This window comes from Pseudomonas sp. BF-B-26, from assembly GCF_019956495.1.
GTDB lineage: Bacteria > Pseudomonadota > Gammaproteobacteria > Pseudomonadales > Pseudomonadaceae > Aquipseudomonas.
Map to the genome: position 1 here is coordinate 1 of NZ_JAHBDP010000059.1, position 24995 is coordinate 24995.

The following is a 24995-nucleotide window of genomic DNA, read 5'->3' on the forward strand; positions in this document are numbered from 1 at the left end:
GTCGTATCAGTCACCCTGTTCAGTGAGTGAAGGAACGCCATCGCGAGCAAGCTCGGCTCCTACAGGGGGTTGTGGCGGGGCGGATTACTTGAGGTTGACCTTCGAGTAATCCTGACGACCAAAAGGGCTGACCTGATAACCCTCAACGTCCTTGCGCGTCAGCGCGAAGGCGGTCGGGTGGGCCAGCGGCAGCCACAGTGCCTGCTGCTGGATCTGTGCCTGGGCCTGTTCGTAGAGTTTGGTACGCACACCTTGCTCGCCGGTGGTCTTGCCGGCGCTGATCAGTTTGTCCAGGTCCTGGTTGCAGTAGCGTGCGAAGTTGGTGCCGGATTTGACCGCAGCGCAGGAAAACTGCGGCGTGAGGAAGTTGTCCGGGTCGCCGTTGTCGCCGGCCCAGCCCATGAATAACAGGTCGTGTTCACCGGCCTTGGCGCGGCGAATCAGCTCACCCCATTCGATCACCCGAATCTCGGCCTGAATGCCGATTTCCGCGAGGTCCGATTGCAGCATTTGAGCGCTGAGGCTCGGGTTTGGGTTAAGCAGACTGCCAGAAGGTCGGGTCCAGATGGTGGTCTGGAAACCGTCCTTGAGCCCGGCCTTCGCCATGAGTGCTTTGGCTTTTTCGACGTCATGCGGATAACCCGGCAGGCCTTTGGCGTAGCTCCAGGTGTTAGGCGGGTACGGGCCGTTGGCGGCCTCGGCGGTGTCTTCGAACACAGCTTTGACGTAGTTGGCCTTGTCGAACGCGAGGTTGATCGCCTGGCGCACTTCAGGCTTGTCCAGTGGCGGATGCTGGCTGTTGATGCCGACGAATGCGGTCATGAAGGCGTCAGTCTTTTCCACTTTCAGGGTCGGTTCTTTCAGCGCGGCCTGTACGTCCAGAGGCTTGGGCGACAGGGCGATTTGGCACTCGTTGCGGCGCAATTTCTGCAGGCGCACGTTGGCGTCAGGGGTGATGGCGAAAATCAGCGGATCCACCGAAGGCTTGCCGCGGAAGTAATCCGGGTTGGCCTTGTAGCGGATCGAGGCATCTTTCTGGAAGCGCGTGAAGATGAACGGCCCGCTGCCGATTGGCTGGCTATTGAGCTTCTCCGGGGTGCCGGCCTTCATCAGGTTGTCGGCATATTCAGCCGAATAGATCGAGGCGAAGCCCATGCTCAGGGTCGCGAGGAAGGTCGAGTCCGGGTGGTCGAGGGTGAACCGTATGGTCAGCGGGTCCAGTGCGTCGATCTTCTTGATCAATGCCGGCAACTGCATCGACTGGGCGTGCGGGAAGCCGCTCTGGGCGACCTTGTGCCACGGGTTCGCCGGGTCGAGCATGCGGTCGAAACTGAATTTCACGTCTTCGGCGGTCAGGTCGCGGGTCGGGCTGAAGTATTCAGTGCGGTGGAATTTCACCTGCGGATGCAGTTTGAACACGTAGGTCAGGCCGTCGGGCGTGACTTCCCAGCTGTCCGCGAGGCTGGCGACCACTTTGCCGCTGGCGGTATCGAAGTCCACCAGACGGTTCATCAGCACGTCGGCCGAGGCGTTGGTGGTGGTCAGCGAGTTGTATTGCACCACGTCGAACCCTTCCGGGCTTGCCTCAGTGCAAACGCTCAGAGCGGCGGCATGAGCCAGCGGGCTCAGCAGAAGAGGGGCGAGCAGCAGCGGTAGGGCAGCGAGGCGCATGGTCGGATTCCTTTACAGATCGAAGGCCCATCTGCAAGTGCAGTCTGGAAAAGGCTTACCCTAGTGGGCTCTTTTGCAAATGACTATCCCCTTTTTCATTTTAAGTGGACTATGTGCGCTTGTTTTCGGTGATGCGGGCCGAGGAAAACCCGGAATCGGTCGGTTGGCCGATTCTCTGCGACGAGCGGTCTTAATCGACGACAGCCTTTATCCAAGGCGCTCGGCGCGCGAAAAATGGGGGATTTATCAAGTCCGCGCACACGGAATGTTGTTGCTCTCCAGTCTTTCTGGTATAAAGCAGCGCTCTTTTCTAGGGGCCCGGTTCCTTCACTGTAGGTGTAGCCGGTAAGACCTCTAAAGAAACGCGGCGCCTGGCGCCAAATGACTGAGAGATTAAGCGGCCAACCCATGCCGGGTTGGGCATGTGGTTTTAGAGGGCTGAGGCATGTCGAGAGTATGTCAAGTTACCGGTAAGGGTCCGGTGACTGGGAATAACATTTCCCACGCAAACAACAAAACCCGTCGTCGTTTCCTGCCGAACCTGCAGCATCACCGCTTCTGGGTTGAAGAAGAGAAACGTTTCGTGCGTCTGCGCGTATCTGCCAAAGGCATGCGTATCATCGACAAGCGTGGCATTACTGTCGTGCTGGCCGAAATTCGCAAAGCTGGCAAGATCTAAGGGAGCTAATCATGCGTGAATTGATTCGAATGATTTCTAGCGCCGGTACTGGTCACTTCTACACTACCGACAAGAACAAGCGTACTACTCCGGACAAGCTCGAAAAGCGCATGTTCGATCCGCGCGTTCGCAAGCACGTGATGTACAAAGAAGGCAAAATCAAGTAATTGATTTTTCCCTCTTACGAAAAAGGCCCGTATCGCGAGATACGGGCCTTTTTTGTTGCCCACAAGTCGTCCTTGCGAGTGATCAGCCGCAGTACATGGCAATAATCTCCAGGTTTATATCGGTCCTGATTTGCAGGCGATTGTTGTCAGGGTCCAGGTCGCGGGAGTTGACTTTAATGCTGGTCGCCCGTGACTCCCTGAATGCCTCATCTCGAACGGACCGGGACAGGTATTCGCCAATCAGGTACGTAACCCTCCGTGCATCGCATCGCTGCGCTGGCTGTTCCGGTTCGTTCGCATGTGCCGACGTCAGGGTGACTGCCAGGAAAAGACCTGCCAGCAGGCCAGTGTTAAGAAAATTTTTCATGTTTATTCGCTTCCTTGTGAATGATGACGGTGAGGCTCCTTTATTCGGGAGCGAGAACAGCATTCGGCAAGGTCAGCGATTGAGTGCGGTAATTAAGTACTTCACCTGGCATCTGGCAGTGCAGCTAAGCAAAAAAAAGGCCCATATCTCGCGATATGGGCCATTTTGATGCCTTAACAAACTGCTCAGGTCTTTTGTTCAAACGCCACATAGATCTTGCGGCAGGTCTCCAGCACTTCCCAGGTACCCCGGAACCCGGCCGGGATGACGAAACGATCGCCTGCCCGAACGGTCTTGCTGTTGCCGTCGTTGTCGCGTAGCACGGACACGCCCTGGACGATTTCGCAGTATTCATGCTCGGTAAAATTCACCAGCCACTGACCAATCGCACCTTCCCACACGCCGGCGTTCAACTGACCACAAGGGCTGTTGTAGTGGTTGTACACTGCTTGCTCGGGGTCACCCTTGAGGACTTTTGCCTGGTCTGGCCGATAGCGTTCGGGCTGGGTGGTGGCCTGGCTGAAGTCGACGATGTCCTGGATGCTCATTGTTGTTATCCCCCGTGATTGCGACGCGATGGCTGGAAAGTCCAAAGTCTATGTTTATTAAAATGAACACCGCAAGGCCGTTTGCCGACCTTGTGTCAAATATATTGAAACAACCCCGGCCACTGGTTTAGGGTGGCAGTTGCCTTGGGCCGACAAATCAGGCTGGCTGGGCAGAATTCCTGACAGCGCCCGCGAAGACCGTGGAGCGTTCGTATTCAATAAGAGGAGGACACTCGTATGACCACCCTGACTCGTGCCGATTGGGAACAACGGGCTCGCGATCTGAAGATCGAAGGCCGCGCCTACATCAATGGTGAATACACCGATGCCGTCTCCGCCGAGACCTTCGAGTGCATCAGCCCGGTCGATGGCCGTCTGCTGGGCAAGATTGCCAGCTGTGACGCCGCCGACGCCCAGCGCGCTGTTGAAAATGCCCGCGCTACTTTCAATTCCGGCGTCTGGTCCCGCCTGGCGCCGACCAAGCGTAAAGCCACCATGATCCGTTTCGCCGGCCTGCTGAAACAGCACGCCGAAGAGCTGGCCCTGCTTGAAACCCTGGACATGGGCAAGCCGATCAGCGACTCCCTGTACATCGACGTTCCAGGCGCGGCGCAAGCCCTGAGCTGGAGCGGTGAAGCCATCGACAAGATCTACGACGAAGTGGCCGCCACTCCCCATGACCAGCTGGGTCTGGTGACCCGCGAACCCGTCGGCGTCGTCGGCGCGATCGTGCCGTGGAACTTCCCGCTGATGATGGCCTGCTGGAAACTCGGCCCGGCGCTGTCCACCGGTAACTCGGTGATCCTCAAGCCGTCCGAAAAATCCCCGCTGACCGCCATCCGCATCGCTGCGCTGGCCGTCGAGGCTGGTATCCCGAAAGGCGTGCTGAACGTATTGCCAGGCTACGGTCACACCGTCGGCAAGGCCCTGGCCCTGCATAACGACGTGGACACCCTGGTGTTCACCGGTTCGACCAAAATCGCCAAGCAACTGCTGATCTACTCCGGCGAATCGAACATGAAACGCGTCTGGCTCGAAGCCGGCGGCAAGAGCCCGAACATCGTGTTCGCCGATGCGCCGGACCTGCAAGCTGCCGCTGAATCGGCTGCCGGTGCCATCGCCTTCAACCAGGGCGAAGTCTGCACTGCCGGCTCGCGCCTGCTGGTGGAGCGTTCGATCAAGGACAAATTCCTGCCGCTGGTGATCGAGGCACTGAAAACCTGGAAACCGGGCAACCCGCTGGACCCGGCAACCAACGTCGGTGCGCTGGTGGATACCCAGCAGATGAACACCGTGCTGTCCTACATCGAATCCGGCCACACCGACGGCGCCAAACTGGTGGCGGGCGGCAAGCGCATCCTTCAGGAAACCGGTGGCACTTACGTTGAGCCGACGATTTTCGACGGCGTCAGCAACGCGATGAAAATCGCGCAGGAAGAAATCTTTGGCCCAGTGCTGTCGGTGATCACGTTCGATACCGCCGAAGAAGCCATTGCGATTGCCAACGACACCCCTTACGGCTTGGCCGCAGCGGTGTGGACCCAGGATATTTCCAAGGCCCACCTGACCGCCAAGGCACTGCGCGCTGGTAGCGTGTGGGTCAACCAGTATGACGGCGGCGACATGACGGCGCCGTTCGGTGGCTTCAAACAGTCCGGCAACGGTCGTGACAAGTCGCTGCATGCATTCGACAAGTACACCGAGCTGAAGGCGACCTGGATCAAGTTGTAAGTACCACACAACGACGATCCCCTGTGGGAGCGGGCTTGCTCGCGAAGGCGCCGTGACAGCCAACGATGATGTTGGATGTGATGGCCTCTTCGCGAGCAAGCCCGCTCCCACATTTGTTTTGTGCGGTGTCTGAAAAATAATATCCACAGGAGCGTGGGAAATGCGTTGGGCGACTTATTTCGCCGTGTTGGCGTCTGTCTTGAGTGTCGGCCTGGCCTTGGGCGTCAGCATGCCGCTGGTGTCGTTTCGTCTGGAAGGCTGGGGCTATGGCTCGTTCGCCATTGGCGTGATGGCGGCGATGCCCGCCATAGGCGTGCTGTTGGGTGCGAAGGTCTCCAGCCATCTGGCCGCGCGTCTGGGCACGGCCAATCTGATGCGTTTGTGCCTGTGGGCCGGGGCGTTGTCCATCGGTTTGCTGGCGTTGTTGCCGAGCTATCCGATTTGGCTGGCGTTGCGTTTGATGATCGGCGTGATCCTGACCCTTGTGTTCATCCTCGGCGAAAGCTGGATCAACCAGCTTGTGGTGGAAGAGTGGCGCGGGCGATTGGTGGCGTTGTATGGCAGCAGCTACGCGCTGAGTCAGCTGGCCGGGCCGTTGCTGCTTGGCGTACTGGGCACTGAGCACGATTACGGATTCTGGGTCGGCGTCGGTTTGTTGATGGCGGCACCGTTCCTGTTGCTGGGCCGCAGCGGCGCGCCGACCAGTGAAGCCTGCAGCGTGACCTTCAGCGACTTGCTGGGTTTCTGCCGTGGCCTGCCGGCGATTGCCTGGGCGGTGTCGCTGTTCGCCGCGTTCGAAGCGATGATCCTGACGTTGTTGCCGGTGTATTGCCTGCGTCAGGGCTTTACGACGGAAATTGCGTTGGCGATGGTCAGTACGGTGGTGGTGGGTGATGCCTTGCTGCAGTTGCCGATTGGCGCACTGGCCGATCGCTTGTCGCGGCGCACGCTGTTCACCGGGTGTGCGGCGGTTCTGCTGATATCGAGCCTGGCCATCCCGTTGTTGATCGACACGTTGCTGATCTGGCCGTTGTGGGTGTTGTTCGGTGCCAGTGCCGGCGGTTTGTTCACCTTGTCACTGATCCTGATCGGCGAGCGCTATCGCGACGATGCGCTGGTGCGCGCCAATGCGCATATCGCGCAGCTGTGGGGTATCGGTTGCCTGGTCGGACCGCTGGCGGCCGGCGCCGGCAGTCAGTGGATCAGCGGGCATGCGTTGCCGCTGCTGATGGCGGCGGGTGCGCTGGGGTTGGTGATTCTGCTGTCACGGCAAGGCGCGTTTGGTGCGGTGCAGCCGGTATAGTTCTGTAGCAGCTGTTACAACATCCGCTCCAGGCCGACCATGCTGCTGAGCCATGAATTGAAATGCTGCCACCAACTTCCGGGTTCTTTGGTCAGTGTGTGCTGTTTGCCATCATCTTCAGTGACCCAGACGATCTGACCCTTTTCCAGCCGGGCGTGATAGCTGAGGGGCGGCGCCATACCCTCCAGTGCCAGTTCGCGCACCCGTCCGGCGAGCTGCGGGTTGTCCACCAGTACCCCGACTTCGGTGTTCCACAGTACCGAGCGCGGGTCGAAATTGAACGAGCCGATGAAGGCTTTCTGTCGGTCGAAAACCATTGCCTTGCTGTGCAGGCTGGATTCGGAACCACGGGAGGTGTTGCTCCCACTGTGGAACAGGCTCGGTCCTCTGCCGCTGCCACCGCTGCCACCGCTGTCGCCGCTGTCGCCGGGCTGGCGGCGTAATTCGAACAATTGCACACCGTGCTCCAGCAAGGCTTTGCGATAAGGCGCGTAACCACCATGCGTGGCCGGTACATCGGTGGCTTCCAGTGAATTGGTCAGCAAACTCACCGACACGCCGGCATCAGCGCGACCGGTCAGGTACACCAGGCCCGGTTGGGCGGGCACGATGTAGGGCGAGACCATGATCAGCTCTTTGCTGACCCCATTGAGTTCGGGCGCCAACTGGGTGGTCAGTATCAGGTGTGGGTCCGGTTCGCCGTCGGCCAGCACCTTGCTTGGTGCGTCCCACAACGCCTGGTTCCAGGCCCAGATCAACTCTCGGCGCCAGACATCCAGGCGCGGGTGAGTGGTATAGGCCATTAACTGCTGATAAAGCGCGTGGTTCTGTTTGCGCGTTTCCTCCAGGGATTCGTCCAGTCGGGTCCGGGTGTTTCTCAGATCCTTGGCTGTCGGCCTGGTCGAGAGAAACTGCTCGATCGGCTTGCTCAGGGCGCTGTTCCAGTACTGGTCGAAGCTATGCCCCAGCTGCTCTGCAACCGGGCCGACACTGAGCATGTCGATGTCGGTGAAATTGAGGTTAGGCTCGGCATCGAAATACTCGTCCCCCAGGTTGCGCCCGCCCACGATCGCTGCGCTGTTGTCTGCGACCCACAGTTTGTTGTGCATGCGTCGGTGTTGCTGCGACAGGTTGAAGAGTCGGCCCATGGTTCGCGTAACGACGGTGCTGCGGCCCAAGTGCAGCGGGTTGAACACCCGGATCTGAATTTTTGGATGTGCGGCAAGGGTCGCGATGATCTGGTCCAGGCCATCGCTGGTGGTGTCGTCGAGCAAAATCCGCACCCGCACGCCGCGGTCGGCGGCGTTGAGCAGTTCGCTCACCAGTATTCGTGTGCTGATGCCGTCGTGGACGATGTAGTACTGCAGGTCGAGGCTGCTTTGGGCTTTGCGAATCAGCTCGGCGCGGGCAGTGAAGGCCTCTGAGCTATCGGAGAGCAAGCGAAAGCCCGATTGACCCTCATGGGGGGCGGCCTGTGCCTGGATCGAACGGCCGAACGCAGAATCGGCGGCCGGCAGGGCCTGACTCGGTTCGCGAGGGACATTGAGTGTCGTACAGCCACCAAGGAGCGAGGCGAGTAACAGAAGAGCAAGCAGGGGCTGTCTGATTCTCACGGAGCGTATTCCGGGGAGTGACGGTTAGCATATGGACGCCGCTTCCCGAAGAAAGGTCAGTCGATTTCCGCCAGCAGTTTGATGGCTGTCGCACCGACCTTGCGCACGGCTTCTTCGATCTGCGGGGTTGTTTTGGCAGCGTAGTTCATCCGCAGGCAATTGCGGTATTTGCCCGAGGCGGAAAAGATGCTGCCGACGGCAATCTGTACGCCTTGATCGTGCAGCGCACGATTCAGTTTCAGGGTGTCGAAGCCCTCCGGCAGCTCGACCCAGAGCATGAAGCTGCCTTGGGGGCGACTGGCGCGGGTACCGGCTGGGAAATAGCGGCTGACCCAATCGATCATCACGTCGCGATTACGTTGGTATTGGGTGCGCATCCGCCGCAAATGCGGTTCGAAATGCCCAGCCTTGAGAAATTCGGCAATCGCGATCTGCGGTTGCGGCGCGGTAGAGCCGGTGCTGATGTATTTCATGTGCAGCACCCGTTCCAGATACCGTCCCGGCGCCACCCAACCGATACGCAGCCCCGGTGCCAGGGTCTTGGAAAAGGAACTGCACAGCAGAACGCGGCCGTCTTCGTCGAAGGATTTGATCGTGCGCGGACGCGGGTAGGTGTAGGCCAGTTCGCCATACACATCGTCCTCGATGATCGCCACGTCGAAACGCTGTGCGAGTGTCAACAACGCGCGTTTGCGCGACTCCGGCATGATGTAGCCCAGCGGGTTGTTGCAGTTGGGGGTCAACTGTATGGCCTTGATCGGCCATTGCTCCAACGCCAGTTCCAACGCATCGAGGCTGATCCCGGTGAGCGGGTCGGTGGGGATTTCCAGGGCTTTCATGCCCAGGCCCTTGAGCGTCTGCATGGCGCCGTGAAAGCTGGGCGAGTCTACGGCGACAATGTCGCCCGGCTCGCAGATGGAGCGGATGCTGGCGGACAGCGCTTCGTGACAACCAGTGGTGATCACCAGGTCGTGAGCAGTCAATTGGCAGCCGGAATCGAGCAGCAGGCGGGCAATCTGTTCGCGCAGTTCGAGGGTGCCGTAGATATTGTCGTAATACAGACCGGGCATGTCCTGCCGTCGGCTGATTCGCGCCAGGTTGCGCAGCAGCGGTTTCATGGTCGGCGTGGTGATGTCCGGCATGCCGCGACCCAGTTGCACCACATCCTTGCGTGGCACCGCGCGGATCAGTTCCAGCACTTGATCCCACTGGGAAATGTCCACCGGCCGTTGCGCCGGGCGGCCAATGGCCGGAAGCTCCGGCAGTTCACGACCCACCGGTACGAAGTAGCCCGACTTGGGTTTGGGTGTCGCCAGGCCGCTGTCTTCCAGCACGCGATACGCCTGCTGCACCGTACTCAGGCTGACGCCGTGTTCAACACTTAACGCCCGCACCGACGGCAGCCGGTCGCCGGGGCGATAGAAGCCCTGTTCGATACGCGTGCCGAGCAGTTCGGCGAGGTTGACGTAAAGGGTCATGGCGCAGTCTCGGTGTGGGTGATTCGGTTGACCAGTACAGATGGGGCGAAAATAGGGGATTCAGACGCTGAAATGCAAAATCTGTATGGAATTAATACAGTCTCGTTGAATCTGTAATGCTTTTTGCCGTCGACGCATCATGAAAGCTCTGGCTACCCAAGTAAACAGGAGCAATCAAAATGAACGGCTTGAGCGATGTGCGGCTGACGTTACACAGTCAGGAACTGGCGGCAGGGCAAAACAACGGTGCACGCGAGGCGGTCATGCGCAACGCACCGTCCGGCCTGAGTCGCTGGGGTCTGTTCTGGCATCGTCTGCACACGCGCAAGGCATTGCTGGAGCTCACGCCCGAGCAGCTTAAGGACGTCGGGTTGAGTCGGGAGCAGGCGCGGGAGGAGGGGCTTAAACCGTTTTGGCGGATTTGAGTCGACCCCATCGCGAGCAGGCTCGCTCCCACAGGTGATCTGTGGCGTTCACAAATCCATTGTGGGAGCGAGCCTGCTCGCGATGAGGCCAGTACAGGCACAGAAAATGTATCAGACCAACTCTTTAAGCCGATGCCACAACATCCCCAGCGCCAACAACGGCGAGCGCAAATGCTTGCCGCCAGGAAAGGTGATATGCGGCACCTTGGCAAACAGATCGAACCCTCCACCTTGCTGGCCACTGATAGCTTCAGCCAACAACTTCCCCGCCAGATGCGTGGCGTTCACGCCATGACCGGAATAAGCCTGGGCGTAATACACATTCGGCTGATCCTTGAGTCGCCCGATCTGCGGCAGACGGTTGGCGCCGATGCCGATCATCCCGCCCCATTGATAGTCGATCTTGACCCCGGCCAGTTGCGGGAAAACCTCCAGCATCTTCGGCTGCATGTAGGCGGCGATGTCCTTCGGGTCGCGACCTGAATAATGGCAGGCGCCGCCGAACAGCAAGCGGCGGTCCGCCGAGAGCCGATAGTAATCCAGTGCCACCCGTTGATCGCAGACCGCCATGTTCTGCGGCAGTAGCGAGTGTGCCAGCGCTTCACTCAAGGGTTCGGTGGCGATGATGTAGCTGCCGGCGGGCAGCACCTTGCCGCCGAGTTCGGGATTGAGTTCATTGAGGTAGGCGTTGCAGCCCAGCACCAGCGTCTTGGCGCGGACCGAACCTTGGGCGGTGTAGACCTTGACCTCGGGGCCATAATCGATGCGGGTGACTGCCGATTGTTCGAACAGCTTCACCCCCAACTGCTGGGCGGCGGCCGCTTCGCCCAATGCCAGGTTCAGCGGATGCAGGTGCCCTGAGCCCATGTCGATCAAACCGCCGACGTAACGGTCGGAACCCACTACGGAATGCATTTCACTGGCTTGTAGCAGACGGGTTTCGTAACGGTAACCGAGACTGCGCAACTCTTCGGCATCTTCGGCAAAACCTTCGAGGTCCCGGGGCTTGTTGGCCAGGTCGCAATAGCCCCACGTGAGGTCGCAAGGGATCTGAAAACGCTCGACGCGCTGTCGGACGATTTCCACCGCTTCCAGGCCCATGAGTTTCATCTGACGCACGCCGTCCGCACCGACCACGTTGGCGAATTGATCGAGGCCATGGCCGACGCCACGAATCAACTGTCCGCCATTGCGTCCGCTGGCGCCCCAACCGATTTTGTGGGCTTCAAGCAGGATCACACTGAAACCGCGTTCGGCCAGTTCGAGCGCCGTGTTCAACCCGGAGAACCCGCCACCGACCACGCACACGTCAGCCACCAGGTCGCCTGTGAGCACCGGATGATCGGGCTGCGGCAAGCTGCTGGCGGCGTAGTAAGAAGCAGGGTGCTGGTGGTTCGGGGCAGGCTGCTGAGCACGGGCATTCATGTGCGTGTTCCTGATTCTTGTGTTTAGAAAATTTGACGGAGCATAAGCCGGACCTTCGGATACCGGCAACACTGGTCGGTTGGTGCTGTCTGGATCGGGGCTTTTGCGTCAGAATCCCGCTCTATTCCGCTTTTGGTCAACGCTTCGATGAGCTGCAACAGTCAGAAAATTCGCACGCTACGGCAGCAAATTCCCTCGTTCGAGTGCGTGCCCGGCTGCCATGACTGCTGTGGGCCGGTAACCACCTCGCCGGAAGAAATGTCCCGCCTGCCGCGCAAGACCCGGGCCGAGCAGGACGCTGCGATGGATGAGCTCAATTGCGTTCACCTGGGGCCCAACGGCTGCACCGTGTATGACGAGCGGCCACTTATCTGTCGACTGTTCGGCACCACCAAGACCTTGCCGTGCCCGAATGGGCGGGGGCCGGTGGAGCTGATTCATCCGCGGGTTGAAAAGCAGATTCATGAGTACATGGCTTCGACGCGGCAGGTGCTGGTCTAAGGAATGACCGAGTTGCCTGCCTTCGCGAGCAAGCCCGCTCCCACAGTGGTTTTGTGTACGGCACAGATCCAGTGTGGGAGCGGGCTTGCTCGCGAAGGCGGCCGAACAGACACCGCATACTTCAATCCGGAATCGGCAGGTTCAAGCTCTCTTTCACCTCTTCCATCACGATGTAGCTCTTGGATTCGCGCACATGCGGCAGCTTGAGCAGGATGTCGCCCAGCAACTTGCGATACGAGGCCATCTCGGAAATCCGCGCCTTCACCAGATAGTCGAAATCCCCTGACACCAAATGGCACTCCAGCACGTGGGGAAGTTTCAGGACCGCGCGTCGGAACTCTTCGAAAGTATCGCCGGATTTGTAGTCGAGGCTGATCTCGACGAACACCAGAAGACTGCCCTTGAGGTGCTGCGGATTGAGCCGGGCGTTGTAGCCCATGATGATTCCTTCGCGCTCCAGTCGCCGGACCCGCTCGGTACACGGCGTGGTCGAGAGCCCGACCTTTTCCCCCAGCTCGGTGAAGGAGATGCGTCCGTCCGCTTGTAGGATCCGCAGGATGTTGCGGTCGATCTTGTCCAGCTCACGTTTGGTCTGAGTGTTGGTACGCATAGGGGATGCGCCTCCGTGAAAAGCGTTTTTGCCGAGAATTCTCGCCAAATATAGGCACTTATATAGTGAAAAGCACTGCCTAATCTTTTTTACACTGCGCACATCAATGCTCGACAACTACGAACGTCAGCGGCAAGCCGCGATGAGGGATATGAAAATGCGCGTTATGGTCTTGGGTAGCGGCGTCATCGGTACCACCAGTGCTTACTATCTGGCGCGTGCCGGATTTGAAGTGGTGGTCGTGGACCGTCAGCCGGCCGCTGCCATGGAGACCAGTTTCGCCAACGCCGGGCAGGTTTCGCCGGGTTATGCCTCGCCATGGGCCGCGCCGGGCGTGCCGCTCAAGGCCATCAAGTGGCTGTTGCAGCGCCACGCACCGCTGGCGATCAAGGCCACCGCCGACATCGACCAATACCTGTGGATGGCGCAGATGCTGCGCAACTGCACCGCCAGCCGTTATGCGGTGAACAAAGAGCGCATGGTCCGCCTGTCCGAGTACAGCCGTGACTGCCTCGACGAATTGCGTGCCGAAACCGGTATCGCCTACGAAGGCCGCAGCCTCGGTACTACCCAACTGTTCCGCACCCAGGCTCAACTCGACGGCGCCTGGAAAGACATCGCCGTGCTGAAAGAGTCCGGCGTGCCATTCGAACTGCTCGACCGTGCCGGCATTGCCCGCGTCGAACCGGCCCTGGCCAGCGTCACCGACATCCTCGCCGGTGCCCTGCGCCTGCCGAACGACCAGACCGGCGATTGCCAGATGTTCACCACCCGCCTGGTCGAAATGGCGACCAAACTGGGTGTGGAATTCCGCTTCGACCAGGACATTCAGCGTCTCGACTACGCCGGCGACCGCATCAACGGCGTATGGATCGACGGCAAGCTGGAAACCGCTGATCGCTACGTGCTGGCCCTGGGCAGCTACTCGCCGCAACTGCTCAAGCCGCTGGGGATCAAGGCTCCGGTGTATCCGCTCAAGGGTTATTCCTTGACCGTACCGATCACCAACCCGGCGATGGCCCCGACTTCGACTATTCTCGACGAGACCTACAAGGTCGCGATCACCCGTTTCGACAACCGCATCCGCGTCGGTGGCATGGCTGAAATAGCCGGTTTTGACCTGTCGCTGAACCCGCGTCGGCGCGAAACCCTGGAGATGATCGTCAACGACCTCTATCCTCAGGGCGGCGATCTGGCCCAGGCGAGTTTCTGGACCGGTCTGCGTCCGACCACCCCGGACGGCACGCCGATCGTGGGTGCTACGCCGTTCAGCAATCTGTTTTTGAACACGGGTCACGGCACGCTTGGTTGGACCATGGCGTGCGGTTCCGGTCGCTTGCTGGCCGATCTGATGGCGAAGAAAACGCCGCAGATCAGCGCCGAAGGCCTCGATATTTCCCGTTATGGAAAAAAACTTCAGGAGTCTGCAAAACATGTCAATCCAGCGCCAGCTCACCAATGAGCGCATGAGCCAGATCGTAGTCCACAGCGGTACCGTGTATCTGGCAGGGCAGGTCGGCGACGATATGAACGCCGGGATTGAACAGCAGACCCGTGAAACGCTTGCCAACATCGAGCGTTTGCTGGATCTGGCCGGGACCGACAAGAGCCGTCTGCTGTCGGTAACGATTTACTTGAAAGACATTGACGCACACTTTGAAGGCATGAACGCAGTCTGGGACAAGTGGCTGCCAAAAGGCGTCGCCCCGGCCCGTGCCACCGTTGAATCGAAGTTGTGCGAACCGCAAATCCTGGTTGAGCTGTCGGTTGTCGCCGCTCTGCCATAAACCCGTCAGAAAGATCCCTCTCCCGGTGCTACTGGCGGTTCACGCCGTCAGCCAGCGCCGGTTTTTCTTCCCATGACCGCCTAGAAGTCTGCCGCCATGCGTCCAGCCCGTGCCCTGATCGACCTTCAAGCCCTGCGTCACAACTACCAAATCGCCCGTGAAGTCACGGGGGCCAAGGCCCTCGCGGTGATCAAGGCCGATGCCTACGGCCATGGCGCGGTGCGTTGCGCCCAGGCGCTGGAAGCCGAGGCAGACGGTTTCGCCGTAGCCTGTATTGAAGAGGCCCTGGAGCTGCGAGCCGCGGGCATTCGTGCGCCGGTGTTGTTGCTGGAAGGTTTTTTCGAAGCCGATGAGCTGTCGCTGATCGTCGAGCATGACTTCTGGTGCGTGGTGCATTCGCTGTGGCAGCTCGAAGCCATCGAGAACGCTGCACTGAGCAAACCGATCACGGTCTGGCTCAAACTCGATTCGGGCATGCATCGGGTGGGCTTGCATCCAAAGGATTATCAGGCGGGCTATCAACGGCTGCTGGCCAGCGGCAAGGTGGCGAAGATTGTTCTGATGAGCCACTTCGCCCGGGCCGATGAGTTGCACAGTCAGGCCAGTGTCGAGCAGGTCGCGGTGTTCGAAGCGGCGCGTCAGGGCTTGTCGGCGGAGATCAGCCTGCGCAATTCGCCGGCAGTACTCGGTTGGCCGCAGATTCCAAGTGATTGGGTTCGCCCGGGCATCATGCTCTACGGCGCGACTCCGTTTGAAGAGGCCAATGCCGTGGCGTCCCGCCTGCAACCGGTGATGACCCTCGAATCGAAAGTGATTTGCGTGCGTGAACTGCCGGCCGGCGAGCCGATCGGTTACGGCGCCAAATTCATCACCCAGAAACCGATGCGTGTGGGCGTGGTGGCCATGGGTTACGCCGATGGCTACCCACGTCAGGCACCGACCGGTACGCCAGTATTGGTCGCCGGGCAGCGCAGCCAGTTGATTGGCCGGGTGTCGATGGACATGCTCTGCATCGACCTGACCGATGTGCCGCAAGCCGGCCTCGGTTCGACCGTCGAGTTGTGGGGCAAAAACATTCTCGCCAGTGACGTAGCCGCGGCCGCGGGCACGATTCCTTACCAGATCTTCTGCAACCTGCGCCGGGTGCCAATGCTCTATTCCGGGGCTTAGGTCAAAGCGCCCCGACCGAAAGTCGCTTCATCGAACAGGATTCAGGTCCAAGTGTTGTAAATACTGAACGCTGTCGCCATGATAACGCTCATATTTCAACAACCTGAATCCCTGGAGGCGCAAGCTTGGACGTCGGTGAACGACTGCAATCCATCCGTAAGCTCAAAGGACTTTCCCAGCGTGAACTCGCCAAGCGTGCGGGTGTCACCAACAGCACCATTTCGATGATCGAGAAGAACAGCGTCAGCCCCTCGATCAGTTCGCTGAGGAAAGTACTGGGCGGGATTCCCATGTCCATGGTCGAGTTCTTTTCCGAAGAGATCCTGCAGGAAAAGCCGACTCAGATCGTCTACAAAGCCAACGAGCTGATCGATATTTCCGATGGCGCAGTGACCATGAAACTGGTCGGCAGGGCTCATCCGAGCCGGGCCATCGCGTTCCTCAATGAAATCTACCCGCCAGGCGCCGACACCGGTGAGGAGATGCTCACCCATGAGGGCGAGGAAACCGGGATTCTGCTCGAAGGTCGACTTGAACTGGTGGTAGGGCTTGAAACTTTTGTGCTCGAAGCCGGCGACAGCTACTACTTTGAAAGTACTAAACCGCACCGTTTCCGTAATCCGTTCGATGCGCCAGCGCGACTAATCAGCGCAGCGACTCCAGCTAATTTCTAATAAAAGAGGCGTCCGGCGAGCATTGCGCAGGTGCCCGAGTTGTTTTTCCGCCACGCATAAGACCCCTTCGACTTTAGGGTTGTTTCAGTGTGGCGGGCTTACCGTTATACTTGCGCCCGCCTGCGAACCGTGGCCGTGGGCGTGACTAGCCACCATTGAGGGTGAACGCGTGAATCTAATTATGAAAATGCTGGCCGTACCAGCAACCGTATTGGCCCTTTGGGCAGTCAGCGCACAAGCTGCGACCAACGACGATATTGCTAAACGCCTTGAGCCAGTCGGCCAGGTTTGCGTTCAGGGTAAAGAGTGCAAGGGCATGGAAGTTGCTGCTTCTGCGGGTGGCGGCGGTGGTGCCAAAACGCCTGACGAAGTGATTGCCAAACATTGCAACGCTTGCCACGGCACCGGCCTGTTGGGCGCGCCGAAAATCGGTGATGCTGCCGCTTGGGGCGAGCGCGCCAAGAAGGAAGGCGGTGTTGACGGCCTGCTGGCGAAAGCCATCTCCGGCCTCAATGCAATGCCTCCAAAAGGCACCTGCGCCGATTGCGCAGACGCCGAACTCAAAGGCGCGATCCAGAAGATGTCCGGCCTGAAATAAGCCATCATCTTCATCAAAAAGCCGCTTTCGAGCGGTTTTTTTGTGCCTGCGATTTACGCCCGAGACTGTTCATTGCAGCAAAGACCCGGCAAGCTCGGTCCAACCCCAATTCACGGAATGTAAGGGAGGATCAGATGGTGCAGCTGTGTTCTATCGAGCAAGCGGTCGATGATGTCTTGGCACGGTTGCCGGCGCATATCCACATGGGGCTGCCCCTAGGTCTGGGCAAACCCAACCACTTCGTCAACGCGCTGTTTCAACGCATGACGCAGTTGCCCGAGCGGCAGCTGACGATCTACACCGCGCTGTGCCTGGGCCGTCCTTCCTTGGGCGACGGTTTGCAAAAGCGCTTTCTCGAGCCCTTCATCGAGCGGGTTTTCGGCGATTATCCGGAACTGGATTTCCTGGCCGACCTGCGTCGCGACAGCCTGCCGCCCAACATCCATGTCCAGCAGTTCTTCATGCAGCCTGGCAGCCTGCTCCATAGCGCACAGGCCCAGCAGGATTACGTCAGCAGCAATTACAGCCATGCCGCGCGAGACATCAACGCCGCCGGGTTGAACCTGGTGGCGCAATTGGTGGCGAGCCACAGCGAACACCCCGATCGCCTGAGCCTGAGCTGCAACCCGGACATCACCCTCGACCTGTTCCCCATGATCGCCAAGCGTCGAGCGGCAGGGGAGACGATCCTGCTGGTGGGCCAGGTGCACAACGATTTGCCGTACATGCCCGGCGATGCCGAAATCGCTATCGACACGTTCGACCTGCTGATCGACGAGAAGGACAGCACCACGCTGTTCTCCACGCCGAACATGCCGGTGGGTTTCCAGGATCACTTCATCGGGCTGCACGCCAGCACGCTGGTGCGCGACGGCGGCACCTTGCAGATCGGCATCGGCGCCATGGGTGATGCCCTGACCGCTGCGTTGCTGGCGCGGCAGGCCGACAATGACGGTTACAAGGGGTTGCTGGCGGAGGTGAATCTCAGTCAGTGGGCGCAACTCATAGACCGCGAAGGCGGCGTCGAACCGTTTGCCAAGGGCCTTTACGGTTGCAGCGAAATGTTCGTCAACGGCTTGCTGGTGCTGGCTGACGCCGGGATCGTGCGGCGCAAGGTCTACCCCGATGTGCCAACCCAGCAACAGGCGAATGCCGGCACGCTGGATGAAGCCGCGCAGACTGATGGCATCTCGGTGCACGGCGGTTTCTTCCTTGGGCCGCGCAGTTTCTATGAGCGCCTGCGCGAGTTGCCGCAGAGCAAGCGGCTCGAATTCAACATGACCCGCATCAGCTTCATCAATGAGCTCTACGGTCAGGAAGAACTCAAACGCTTGCAGCGCCTCGATGCGCGCTTCATCAACACCGTGTTCACCATGACCTTGCTGGGGGCCGGCGTGGCCGATCAGCTCGAAGACGGGCGAGTACTCAGCGGTGTCGGCGGGCAGTACAACTTCGTTGCGCAAGGACATGCACTGGAAGGGGCGCGTTCGGTATTGCTTCTGCGTAGCTGGCGCGAATCGGGCGGCGAGGTCAGTTCGAACATCGTCTGGGAGTACGGCCATTGCACGATCCCGCGACACCTGCGAGACATTGTGGTCACGGAGTACGGCATCGCCGACCTGCGGGGCAAGACCGACGCGGCGGTGATCGAGGCGTTGCTGAACATCAGCGACTCACGTTTCCAGCCGGGGTTGATAGAACAGGCTCAGGCAGTCGATAAGTTACCGAAGAATTTCCGTATTGATCCTCGCTTCGCCGACAACAGTCCGCAGCGCTTGCAGGCCATCCAGGCGCGGCATCCGCAGTTGTTCCCGGAGTATCCGTTGGGCTGTGATTTCACCGCTGAGGAGAAGGATCTGTTGCGGGCGCTGAATTGGCTGAAGAGCAAGTTCAAGCTCACGGAAATTCTGGAACTGGGCAAGGCAGCGCTGGATGCGCCGGAGCCTTCATCGTTTCCCGAACATCTGGAGCGAATGCAGCTGACCAACCCTGAAGGGCTGAAAGAGGATTTGTTTCAACGGCTACTGCTCACCGGCCTCAAAGCCACCGCGCAATAACCGTTAAACAGGTGATCCCTGTGGGAGCGTGTTGTGGCGGGTTACTCGATGAAGGTCACGACGCCGCCAGCCAGCGACTGAACGCGGGCCAGGGATTCAACGCGATAACCCTGCGCATCCAGTTCCGCACGGCCGCCCTGGAACGACTTCTCGATCACGATCCCCAAACCCGCCACAGTCGCGCCGGCCTGTTTGATGATCGAGATCAGCGCTTGGGACGCCTTACCGTTGGCCAAAAAGTCATCGATGATCAGCACGCGGTCGCTGCTGGTCAGGTGGCGCGGGGAGATCGCCACGGTGCTTTCGGTCTGCTTGGTGAAGGAGTAAACGGTCGCCGACAGCAGGTTTTCGGTCAGGGTCAGGGACTGATGCTTGCGCGCAAAAATCACCGGCACACCGAGGTTCAGGCCGGTCATGATCGCCGGCGCGATGCCCGAGGCTTCGATGGTGACGATCTTGGTGATGCCCGAATCCTTGAACAGCGAGGCGAATTCGTCGCCGATCAGCTTCATCAGGGCCGGGTCGATCTGGTGGTTCAGAAAGGCGTCGACTTTCAGGACCTGGTCGGAAAGCACGATGCCTTCTTCGCGAATTTTCTTGTGCAGTGCTTCCATGAAGCTTTCCTCTAAGGACGGCTATGCGTCTAAGGCTGGTTAAAAAGTAGTCGATTCTAGCGCTTTAACATCGCGCGTATATCCGCCAATGCGGTATTCCCGCGAACGGCTTTGACTTCAACGGGCGTGTCGTCGGTGCCTTCCCAGGCCAGGTCGTCCGGCGGCAACTCATCGAGGAAGCGGCTCGGCGCGCAATCGATGATCTCGCCGTATTGCTTACGCTTGGCGGCGAAGGTGAAGGCCAGCGTCTGACGCGCTCGGGTAATTCCGACGTAGGCCAAGCGACGTTCTTCTTCGATGGTGTCGGCTTCGATGCTGGAACGGTGCGGAAGGATTTCCTCTTCCATGCCCATGATGAACACGTAAGGGAATTCCAGACCCTTGGAGGCGTGCAGGGTCATCATCTGCACACCTTCGGCGCCGTCTTCCTCTTCCTGCTGACGTTCCAGCATGTCGCGCAGGACGAGTTTGCCGATGGCGTCTTCGACTGTCATCTCGCCTTCTTCGTCTTTCTCGAGGGTGTTCTTCAACGCCTCGATCAGGAACCAGACGTTACCCATGCGGTAATCGGCGGCCTTGTCACTGGAACTGTTGGTGCGCAGCCAGTTCTCGTAGTCAATGTCCATGACCATGCTGCGCAGCGCCGAGATCGGGTCTTCGCCGGCGCATTGCTCGCGGACCTTGTCCATGAAGCGCTTGAAGCGCGACAGGCGATCGGTGAAGCGCGTGTCCAGATGTTCGCCCAGACCGATTTCGTCGGTGGCGGCGTACATCGAGATTTTGCGTTCGGTGGCGTAGTTGCCCAGCTTTTCCAGCGTGGTCGAACCGATCTCCCGGCGTGGGACGTTGATCACCCGCAGGAAGGCGTTGTCGTCGTCCGGGTTCACGATCAGGCGGAAGTAGGCCATCAGGTCTTTCACTTCCTGACGTCCGAAAAAGCTGTTGCCGCCGGACAGGCGATACGGAATCTGGTGGTGTTGCAGCTTCAGCTCGATCAGCTTGGCCTGGTAGTTACCGCGGTACAGGATCGCAAAATCGCTGTAGGGCCGATCCGTGCGCAAGTGCAGGGTCAGCAGTTCCACGGCCACGCGCTCGGCTTCGGCGTCTTCGTTGCGGCAACGGATCACGCGGATCTCGTCGCCGTGACCCATCTCGCTCCACAGCTGCTTTTCGAATTCGTGCGGGTTGTTCGAGATCAGTACGTTGGCGCACCGCAGGATGCGGCTGGTGGAGCGGTAGTTTTGCTCCAGCATCACCACTTTCAGGGACGGGTAATCGTCCTTGAGCAGCATCAGGTTTTCCGGCCGCGCGCCGCGCCAGGCGTAGATCGACTGGTCGTCATCGCCCACCACGGTGAACTGATTGCGTATGCCAATGAGCAACTTCACCAGCAAATACTGGCTGGCGTTGGTGTCCTGGTATTCGTCCACCAGCAGGTAGCGGACTTTGTTCTGCCATTTTTCGAGGATGTCGGCGTGTTCCTGGAACAGCTTCACCGGCAGCAGGATCAGGTCGTCGAAGTCCACCGCGTTGAACGCCTTGAGCGTGCGCTGATAGTGGGTGTAGACGATGGCGGCGGTCTGTTCCTTGGGGTTGCGCGCGTTTTCCAGGGCTTCGGGCGGCAGGATCAGGTCGTTTTTCCACGAGCCGATCATGTTCTTGATCTCGTCGACGCCGTCGTCGCCCGAGTATTCCTTCTGCATGATGTCGGTCATCAAGGCTTTGACGTCGGTCTCGTCGAAGATCGAGAAACCCGGCTTGTAGCCCAGCCGCACGTGTTCCTTGCGGATGATGTTCAGGCCCAGATTGTGGAAGGTGCAGACGGTCAGGCCGCGGCCTTCGCCGCCCTTGAGCAGGGTGCCGACCCGTTCCTTCATCTCGCGCGCGGCCTTGTTGGTAAAGGTCATGGCGACGATGTACTGGGCGCGGATGCCACAGTTCTGGATCAGATGCGCAATTTTGCGGGTGATCACGCTGGTCTTGCCGGAGCCTGCACCGGCGAGCACCAAAAGAGGGCCGCCGACGTAGCTCACGGCTTCTTGCTGCCGGGGATTGAGTCGGGACATACGAAATCAGGGAGTCGTTTGCGAAATGGGCCGGCATTTTAACAGGCTCAGCGAATTGTGCTGCTCTCTCCGACTTGTGACGCAGCACGCTATCTATATTTGCCGGTTTTGATACTTTCACGCAGGATGCGCGATGAATGTGCGTCTATTGTTCATGTTCAAGATACAAAGCCGCGTTTGATAACCGGGGTCATTTGGTCATTGGTTACCGGCGCTGCATAATGCCCGCCGCCTACATCTTTGCAGAGTCTAGGGAGCTAGCTTGTCTACGCCTGTCGAACCCTTGCGTTTGCTGCTACTGGCCGAAGAGCCAGCGTGGGCAGCGTTGTTGCGCGAGTGCCTGGCTCCGATGGGGAGCTCGACCGTGCTGATCAGCGCGCCGAGCTGGGAGTCGGTCAGCAGTCTGTTCGATGACAACCGCGGTGCGGTGTTGTTGACGATTCCAGCGCTTCAACCTCTACCTGGCCGTTGCAGCCTGCCGACGGTATTGCTGCTCGAGCATGAGCCGCTGTTACCGCCCGATGGGGTGAGTGACTGGCTGGTGCGCGATGTACTCGATCCCGGCATGTTGCGCCGTTGCCTGCGGCATGTGCGCGAACGTGGCCTGCTGGAAAACACCCTGCAGCGCCTGGCCGAGCAGGACCCGCTGACCGGCATCGCCAACCGCCAGGGTTTCCAGACCTTGCTGGCGGCACGCCTGGCGGAAAACGACGGCCGCGGCCTGGCCCTCGGTCATCTCGACCTCGACAACTTCCGTCACGCCAACGATGCCCTTGGCCACCAGGCCGGTGACCGGTTGATCCTGCAAGTGGTCGCGCGGCTGAAAAGCCAGCTTGAGGCCAGCGATCAACTGGCCCGACTGGGCAGTGATGAGTTCGCCCTGCTGATCGACACCCGCCGCGCGCCTCAGCGCGCCGAATGGATGGCCGAACGCATTACCGAAGCCCTGTCCGAACCCTATTGGGTCGACGGCGAAAGCCTGTTGATCGGTTCCAGCCTGGGCATCGCTCACGCACGAGCGCAGGCCGGCGCGGACCCATTGATGTGGCACGCACACATCGCCATGCAACAAGCCAAAAGTACTCAGGGCTGCACCTTTCACATCTTCAACGAACGCATCAATCGCAATGCCCGCAGCATGGCCGATCTCGAAAGCGAGCTGCGCCGGGCGTTGCGCCGGGATGAACTGGAACTGCATTACCAGCCTCGCCTGAACCTTGAGGACGGGCAGATCGTCGGCCTCGAAGCCTTGGTGCGCTGGCGCCATGCCGAGCGTGGCTTGCTGCCTCCGAGCGAATTCGTGCCGCTGGCCGAGCAAAGCGGCTTGATTGTGCCGCTGGGTTACTGGGTGATTTCCCGCGCGTTGCGCGACATGCAAGCGTTGCGCGAGCGGGGTTTGCCGGCGTTGCACATGGCGATCAACCTGTCGTTCCGGCAGTTTCAGGACAGCCAGTTACTCGCGACACTGAGTCGGCTGATTGCAGAGCGCGGTGTCGAGGCGCAATGGCTGGAGTTCGAACTGACTGAAACCGCGGTGATGCGCCGCAGCGATCTGGTGAAGCAGACCATGGATGCCTTGGGGCGTCTGGGTGTGCGCTTTTCCCTGGACGACTTCGGCACCGGTTTCTCTTCGTTCGTGCACCTCAACAGCCTGCCGATTACCTTGCTGAAGATTGACAAGAGCTTTGTCGGCGGCATGGAACAGCGTGAAGAGAATCGCAAACTGGTCCACGCGATGATCAATCTGGCGCACAACCTCAATCTTGAAGTGGTCGCCGAAGGCGTAGAAACGCCGGAGCAACTGACTCTGTTGCGCGGGTTTGGCTGCGATCAGGTGCAGGGCTATCTGATCAGCAAGCCGTTGCCGTTGGCGGAGCTGGTTGAGTACTTGACCTTCGGTAGCAACCAGCAGCCCGCCCTGGAAGTCGTGAACTAACCCCGAACAACTGTGGATGCTTTTGTGGCGAGGGAGCTTGCTCCCGCTCGGCTGCGAAGCAGTCGCAATGCTTTTGGGGCCGCTTCGCGACCCAGCGGGAGCAAGCTCCCTCGCCACAAAAGCCTCGTTTCCACAGGGGGATCTCAGTCTGGCTGAGCGATTTGGAAACTCGCCCCTGACGATGGCTCCTGCCGAATCATTCGTTTCATCTTCCACTCAAACGCCCACGTCAGACTCACCGCCGCGCACGCCAGTCCCAGCGCCAACCCCCACCAGACGCCTGTCGGCCCCCAATTCAAATGGAAGGCCATCCACCAGGCGGCTGGCGCGCCAATCAGCCAATAACAACCCAAACCCACGAGGAACGTGGTCTTGGCATCCTTGAGCCCGCGAATGCAGCCCATGGCGATGGTTTGCGTGCCGTCGAACAGCTCGAACCACGCGGCGACCGCCAACAGGCTCACAGCCAGGTTGATGACGTCGCGAAACGCCGGGTCGTTGTGGTCCAGGAACAAACCGATCAACTGATTCGGCAGCAACCAGAAGACCATGGCGAAGGCAAGCATCGCCGCCGCGCCAAAAGCGATGCCGACCCGTCCCGCCAGCCGTGCATTCAGCAGCTGCCCGGCACCGTAGTGCTGCCCGATGCGCATGGTGATCGCATAGGAAATCCCCGCCGGAACCATGAACGCCACCGAGACGATTTGCAGGGCGATCTGGTGTGCGCCCAGTTGCGTACTGCCCATGGTGCCCATGCACAGCGCGGCGAACGCAAACAGTCCGACTTCTACCGCGTAGGTGCCACCAATCGGCAGGCCCAGGCGCCACAGTTCCTTCAGATACTGACGGTTAGGCCGCGACAGGCCTTGGCGCAAGGGATAAGCGTCGTAGGCCGGATGCCGACGGATGTGCCAGGCCAGCGCCAGCGCCATGCAGTTGGCGACAATAGCGGTGACCAGCCCGATGCCTATCAGCCCCAGTTTTGGCAGACCGAACATGCCGGTAATCAATGCGTAATTGAGCAGGAAGTTGGCCACGGTGCCGCCGAGGCTGATGACCATCACCGGTGTTGCCCGGCCGATGGCGCTGGTGAAGCCGCGCAGGGACATGAAGCTCAGGTAGCCGGGCAGGGCGAACGGCAGAATCAGCAGGAACTGCCCGGCCGCGTGGACGTTGGTTTCGGTCTGGCCGAACAGCAGCAACACCGGTTTGAGGTTCCACAGCAGCAGCCCGGCCACCAAGGCCATCAACCACGCCAGCCATAACCCGGCCTGGGTCAGCCTGGCGGCGCCGACGATGTCGCCGGCACCCTGACGGATGGCCACGAGGGTGCCGACCGCGGCGATCACGCCAATGCAAAAGATCGACACGAACGAGTAAGTCGCGGCGCCCAAACCGCCACCGGCCAGCGCTTCGGGACTCAGGCGCGCCATCATCAAGGTGTCGGTGAGGACCATCAGCATGTGCGCCAACTGCGAGGCAATCAACGGCCCCGCCAGCCGCAGGATGGCCCAGAGTTCGGTACGTGCTGGATGCTGCATGGTCATCACGCTCGATAATTGAAGAGGGACAGGA

23 protein-coding genes are annotated in these 24995 nt (G+C 59.8%); 13 read left to right on the forward strand and 10 right to left on the reverse strand.

The annotated features are described in order from the left end of the window. Nucleotides 1-84: 84 nt before the first annotated feature. The gene (locus tag KGB03_RS08215) at nt 85-1671 is read right to left on the reverse strand and encodes an ABC transporter substrate-binding protein (protein WP_223526778.1); all 1587 of its coding nucleotides are present in this window, start codon (nt 1669-1671) and stop codon (nt 85-87) included. Between the two features lie 445 nt (nt 1672-2116). Between KGB03_RS08215 and rpmB the strand changes: the two genes are divergently transcribed. Continuing rightward, nucleotides 2117-2350, forward strand: coding sequence for a 50S ribosomal protein L28 (gene rpmB, locus KGB03_RS08220; protein WP_007894701.1), 234 nt, complete (start codon nt 2117-2119; stop codon nt 2348-2350). An 11-nt stretch (nt 2351-2361) separates the two neighbouring features. Then, complete coding sequence (gene rpmG, locus KGB03_RS08225; protein ID WP_008150173.1) at nt 2362-2517, forward strand: 50S ribosomal protein L33; 156 nt, start codon at nt 2362-2364, stop codon at nt 2515-2517. A gap of 82 nt (nt 2518-2599) precedes the next feature. On the opposite strand, the gene KGB03_RS08230 is transcribed toward rpmG, so the two are convergent. Both KGB03_RS08230 and KGB03_RS08235 read right to left on the reverse strand, forming a co-directional pair. Beyond that, nucleotides 2600-2884: a peptidase inhibitor gene (locus tag KGB03_RS08230; RefSeq protein ID WP_218536599.1), complete on the reverse strand. Its 285-nt coding sequence runs from the start codon at nt 2882-2884 to the stop codon at nt 2600-2602. Between the two features lie 185 nt (nt 2885-3069). Further along, nucleotides 3070-3432, reverse strand: a complete 363-nt coding sequence (locus KGB03_RS08235) for a cupin domain-containing protein (RefSeq protein WP_111448285.1) — start codon at nt 3430-3432, stop codon at nt 3070-3072. A gap of 237 nt (nt 3433-3669) precedes the next feature. On the opposite strand from KGB03_RS08235, the gene KGB03_RS08240 reads away from it, so the two are divergent. Further along, nucleotides 3670-5163 (forward strand): aldehyde dehydrogenase, encoded by a 1494-nt coding sequence (locus KGB03_RS08240; protein ID WP_046045050.1) that lies wholly within the window; start codon nt 3670-3672, stop codon nt 5161-5163. A 160-nt stretch (nt 5164-5323) separates the two neighbouring features. Continuing rightward, nucleotides 5324-6466 carry an MFS transporter gene (locus KGB03_RS08245; RefSeq protein WP_218536600.1) on the forward strand — a complete coding sequence of 381 codons (1143 nt, stop codon included), beginning with the start codon at nt 5324-5326 and terminating at the stop codon, nt 6464-6466. A 14-nt stretch (nt 6467-6480) separates the two neighbouring features. Here KGB03_RS08245 and KGB03_RS08250 read toward each other — a convergent pair whose 3' ends face one another. Next, nucleotides 6481-8079, reverse strand: coding sequence for a phospholipase D family protein (locus KGB03_RS08250; RefSeq protein ID WP_223526779.1), 1599 nt, complete (start codon nt 8077-8079; stop codon nt 6481-6483). A gap of 56 nt (nt 8080-8135) precedes the next feature. Continuing rightward, entirely contained in the window at nt 8136-9557 is a 1422-nt protein-coding gene (locus KGB03_RS08255; protein ID WP_192408911.1) for a PLP-dependent aminotransferase family protein, read from the reverse strand. Between the two features lie 179 nt (nt 9558-9736). On the opposite strand from KGB03_RS08255, the gene KGB03_RS08260 reads away from it, so the two are divergent. Beyond that, nucleotides 9737-9982, forward strand: coding sequence for a DUF1127 domain-containing protein (locus tag KGB03_RS08260; RefSeq protein WP_008150185.1), 246 nt, complete (start codon nt 9737-9739; stop codon nt 9980-9982). A 111-nt stretch (nt 9983-10093) separates the two neighbouring features. Here the strand turns inward: KGB03_RS08260 and KGB03_RS08265 are convergent, their stop codons facing one another. Further along, nucleotides 10094-11407: an NAD(P)/FAD-dependent oxidoreductase gene (locus KGB03_RS08265; RefSeq protein ID WP_192408912.1), complete on the reverse strand. Its 1314-nt coding sequence runs from the start codon at nt 11405-11407 to the stop codon at nt 10094-10096. Between the two features lie 147 nt (nt 11408-11554). On the opposite strand from KGB03_RS08265, the gene KGB03_RS08270 reads away from it, so the two are divergent. Then, entirely contained in the window at nt 11555-11908 is a 354-nt protein-coding gene (locus KGB03_RS08270) for a YkgJ family cysteine cluster protein (RefSeq protein WP_007947437.1), read from the forward strand. 121 nt (nt 11909-12029) lie between these two features. Here the strand turns inward: KGB03_RS08270 and KGB03_RS08275 are convergent, their stop codons facing one another. Continuing rightward, nucleotides 12030-12518, reverse strand: a complete 489-nt coding sequence (locus KGB03_RS08275; protein ID WP_003206849.1) for an Lrp/AsnC ligand binding domain-containing protein — start codon at nt 12516-12518, stop codon at nt 12030-12032. A 157-nt stretch (nt 12519-12675) separates the two neighbouring features. Here KGB03_RS08275 and dadA point away from each other — a divergent pair, with 157 nt between their 5' ends. From dadA to KGB03_RS08305, 6 genes are all read left to right on the forward strand, one after another. Further along, complete coding sequence (gene dadA / locus KGB03_RS08280; protein WP_074880408.1) at nt 12676-13980, forward strand: D-amino acid dehydrogenase; 1305 nt, start codon at nt 12676-12678, stop codon at nt 13978-13980. Then, the gene (locus KGB03_RS08285; protein ID WP_076029299.1) at nt 13952-14305 is read left to right on the forward strand and encodes a RidA family protein; all 354 of its coding nucleotides are present in this window, start codon (nt 13952-13954) and stop codon (nt 14303-14305) included. Before dadA ends, KGB03_RS08285 begins: the two co-directional genes overlap by 29 nt. Nucleotides 14306-14401: 96 nt before the next feature. Next, a complete protein-coding gene (gene alr, locus KGB03_RS08290; protein WP_223526780.1) occupies nt 14402-15475 on the forward strand; it encodes an alanine racemase in 1074 nt (357 codons plus the stop codon). Between the two features lie 125 nt (nt 15476-15600). After that, a complete protein-coding gene (locus KGB03_RS08295; protein WP_064680419.1) occupies nt 15601-16149 on the forward strand; it encodes a cupin domain-containing protein in 549 nt (182 codons plus the stop codon). Between the two features lie 181 nt (nt 16150-16330). After that, the gene (locus KGB03_RS08300; protein WP_033053381.1) at nt 16331-16747 is read left to right on the forward strand and encodes a c-type cytochrome; all 417 of its coding nucleotides are present in this window, start codon (nt 16331-16333) and stop codon (nt 16745-16747) included. Nucleotides 16748-16881: 134 nt separating this feature from the next. Continuing rightward, on the forward strand, nt 16882-18804 hold the full coding sequence (locus KGB03_RS08305) for an acetyl-CoA hydrolase/transferase C-terminal domain-containing protein (RefSeq protein WP_223526781.1): 1923 nt from the start codon (nt 16882-16884) through the stop codon (nt 18802-18804). 41 nt (nt 18805-18845) lie between these two features. Here KGB03_RS08305 and KGB03_RS08310 read toward each other — a convergent pair whose 3' ends face one another. Continuing rightward, nucleotides 18846-19418: a xanthine phosphoribosyltransferase gene (locus KGB03_RS08310; RefSeq protein ID WP_008150200.1), complete on the reverse strand. Its 573-nt coding sequence runs from the start codon at nt 19416-19418 to the stop codon at nt 18846-18848. 56 nt (nt 19419-19474) lie between these two features. Continuing rightward, nucleotides 19475-21484 (reverse strand): DNA helicase Rep, encoded by a 2010-nt coding sequence (rep, locus tag KGB03_RS08315; RefSeq protein WP_008150203.1) that lies wholly within the window; start codon nt 21482-21484, stop codon nt 19475-19477. A 262-nt stretch (nt 21485-21746) separates the two neighbouring features. Here rep and KGB03_RS08320 point away from each other — a divergent pair, with 262 nt between their 5' ends. Further along, a complete protein-coding gene (locus KGB03_RS08320) occupies nt 21747-23420 on the forward strand; it encodes a putative bifunctional diguanylate cyclase/phosphodiesterase (RefSeq protein ID WP_218536605.1) in 1674 nt (557 codons plus the stop codon). A 143-nt stretch (nt 23421-23563) separates the two neighbouring features. On the opposite strand, the gene KGB03_RS08325 is transcribed toward KGB03_RS08320, so the two are convergent. Beyond that, nucleotides 23564-24961, reverse strand: coding sequence for a NorM family multidrug efflux MATE transporter (locus KGB03_RS08325; protein ID WP_223526782.1), 1398 nt, complete (start codon nt 24959-24961; stop codon nt 23564-23566). Between the last annotated feature and the right edge of the window lie 34 nt (nt 24962-24995).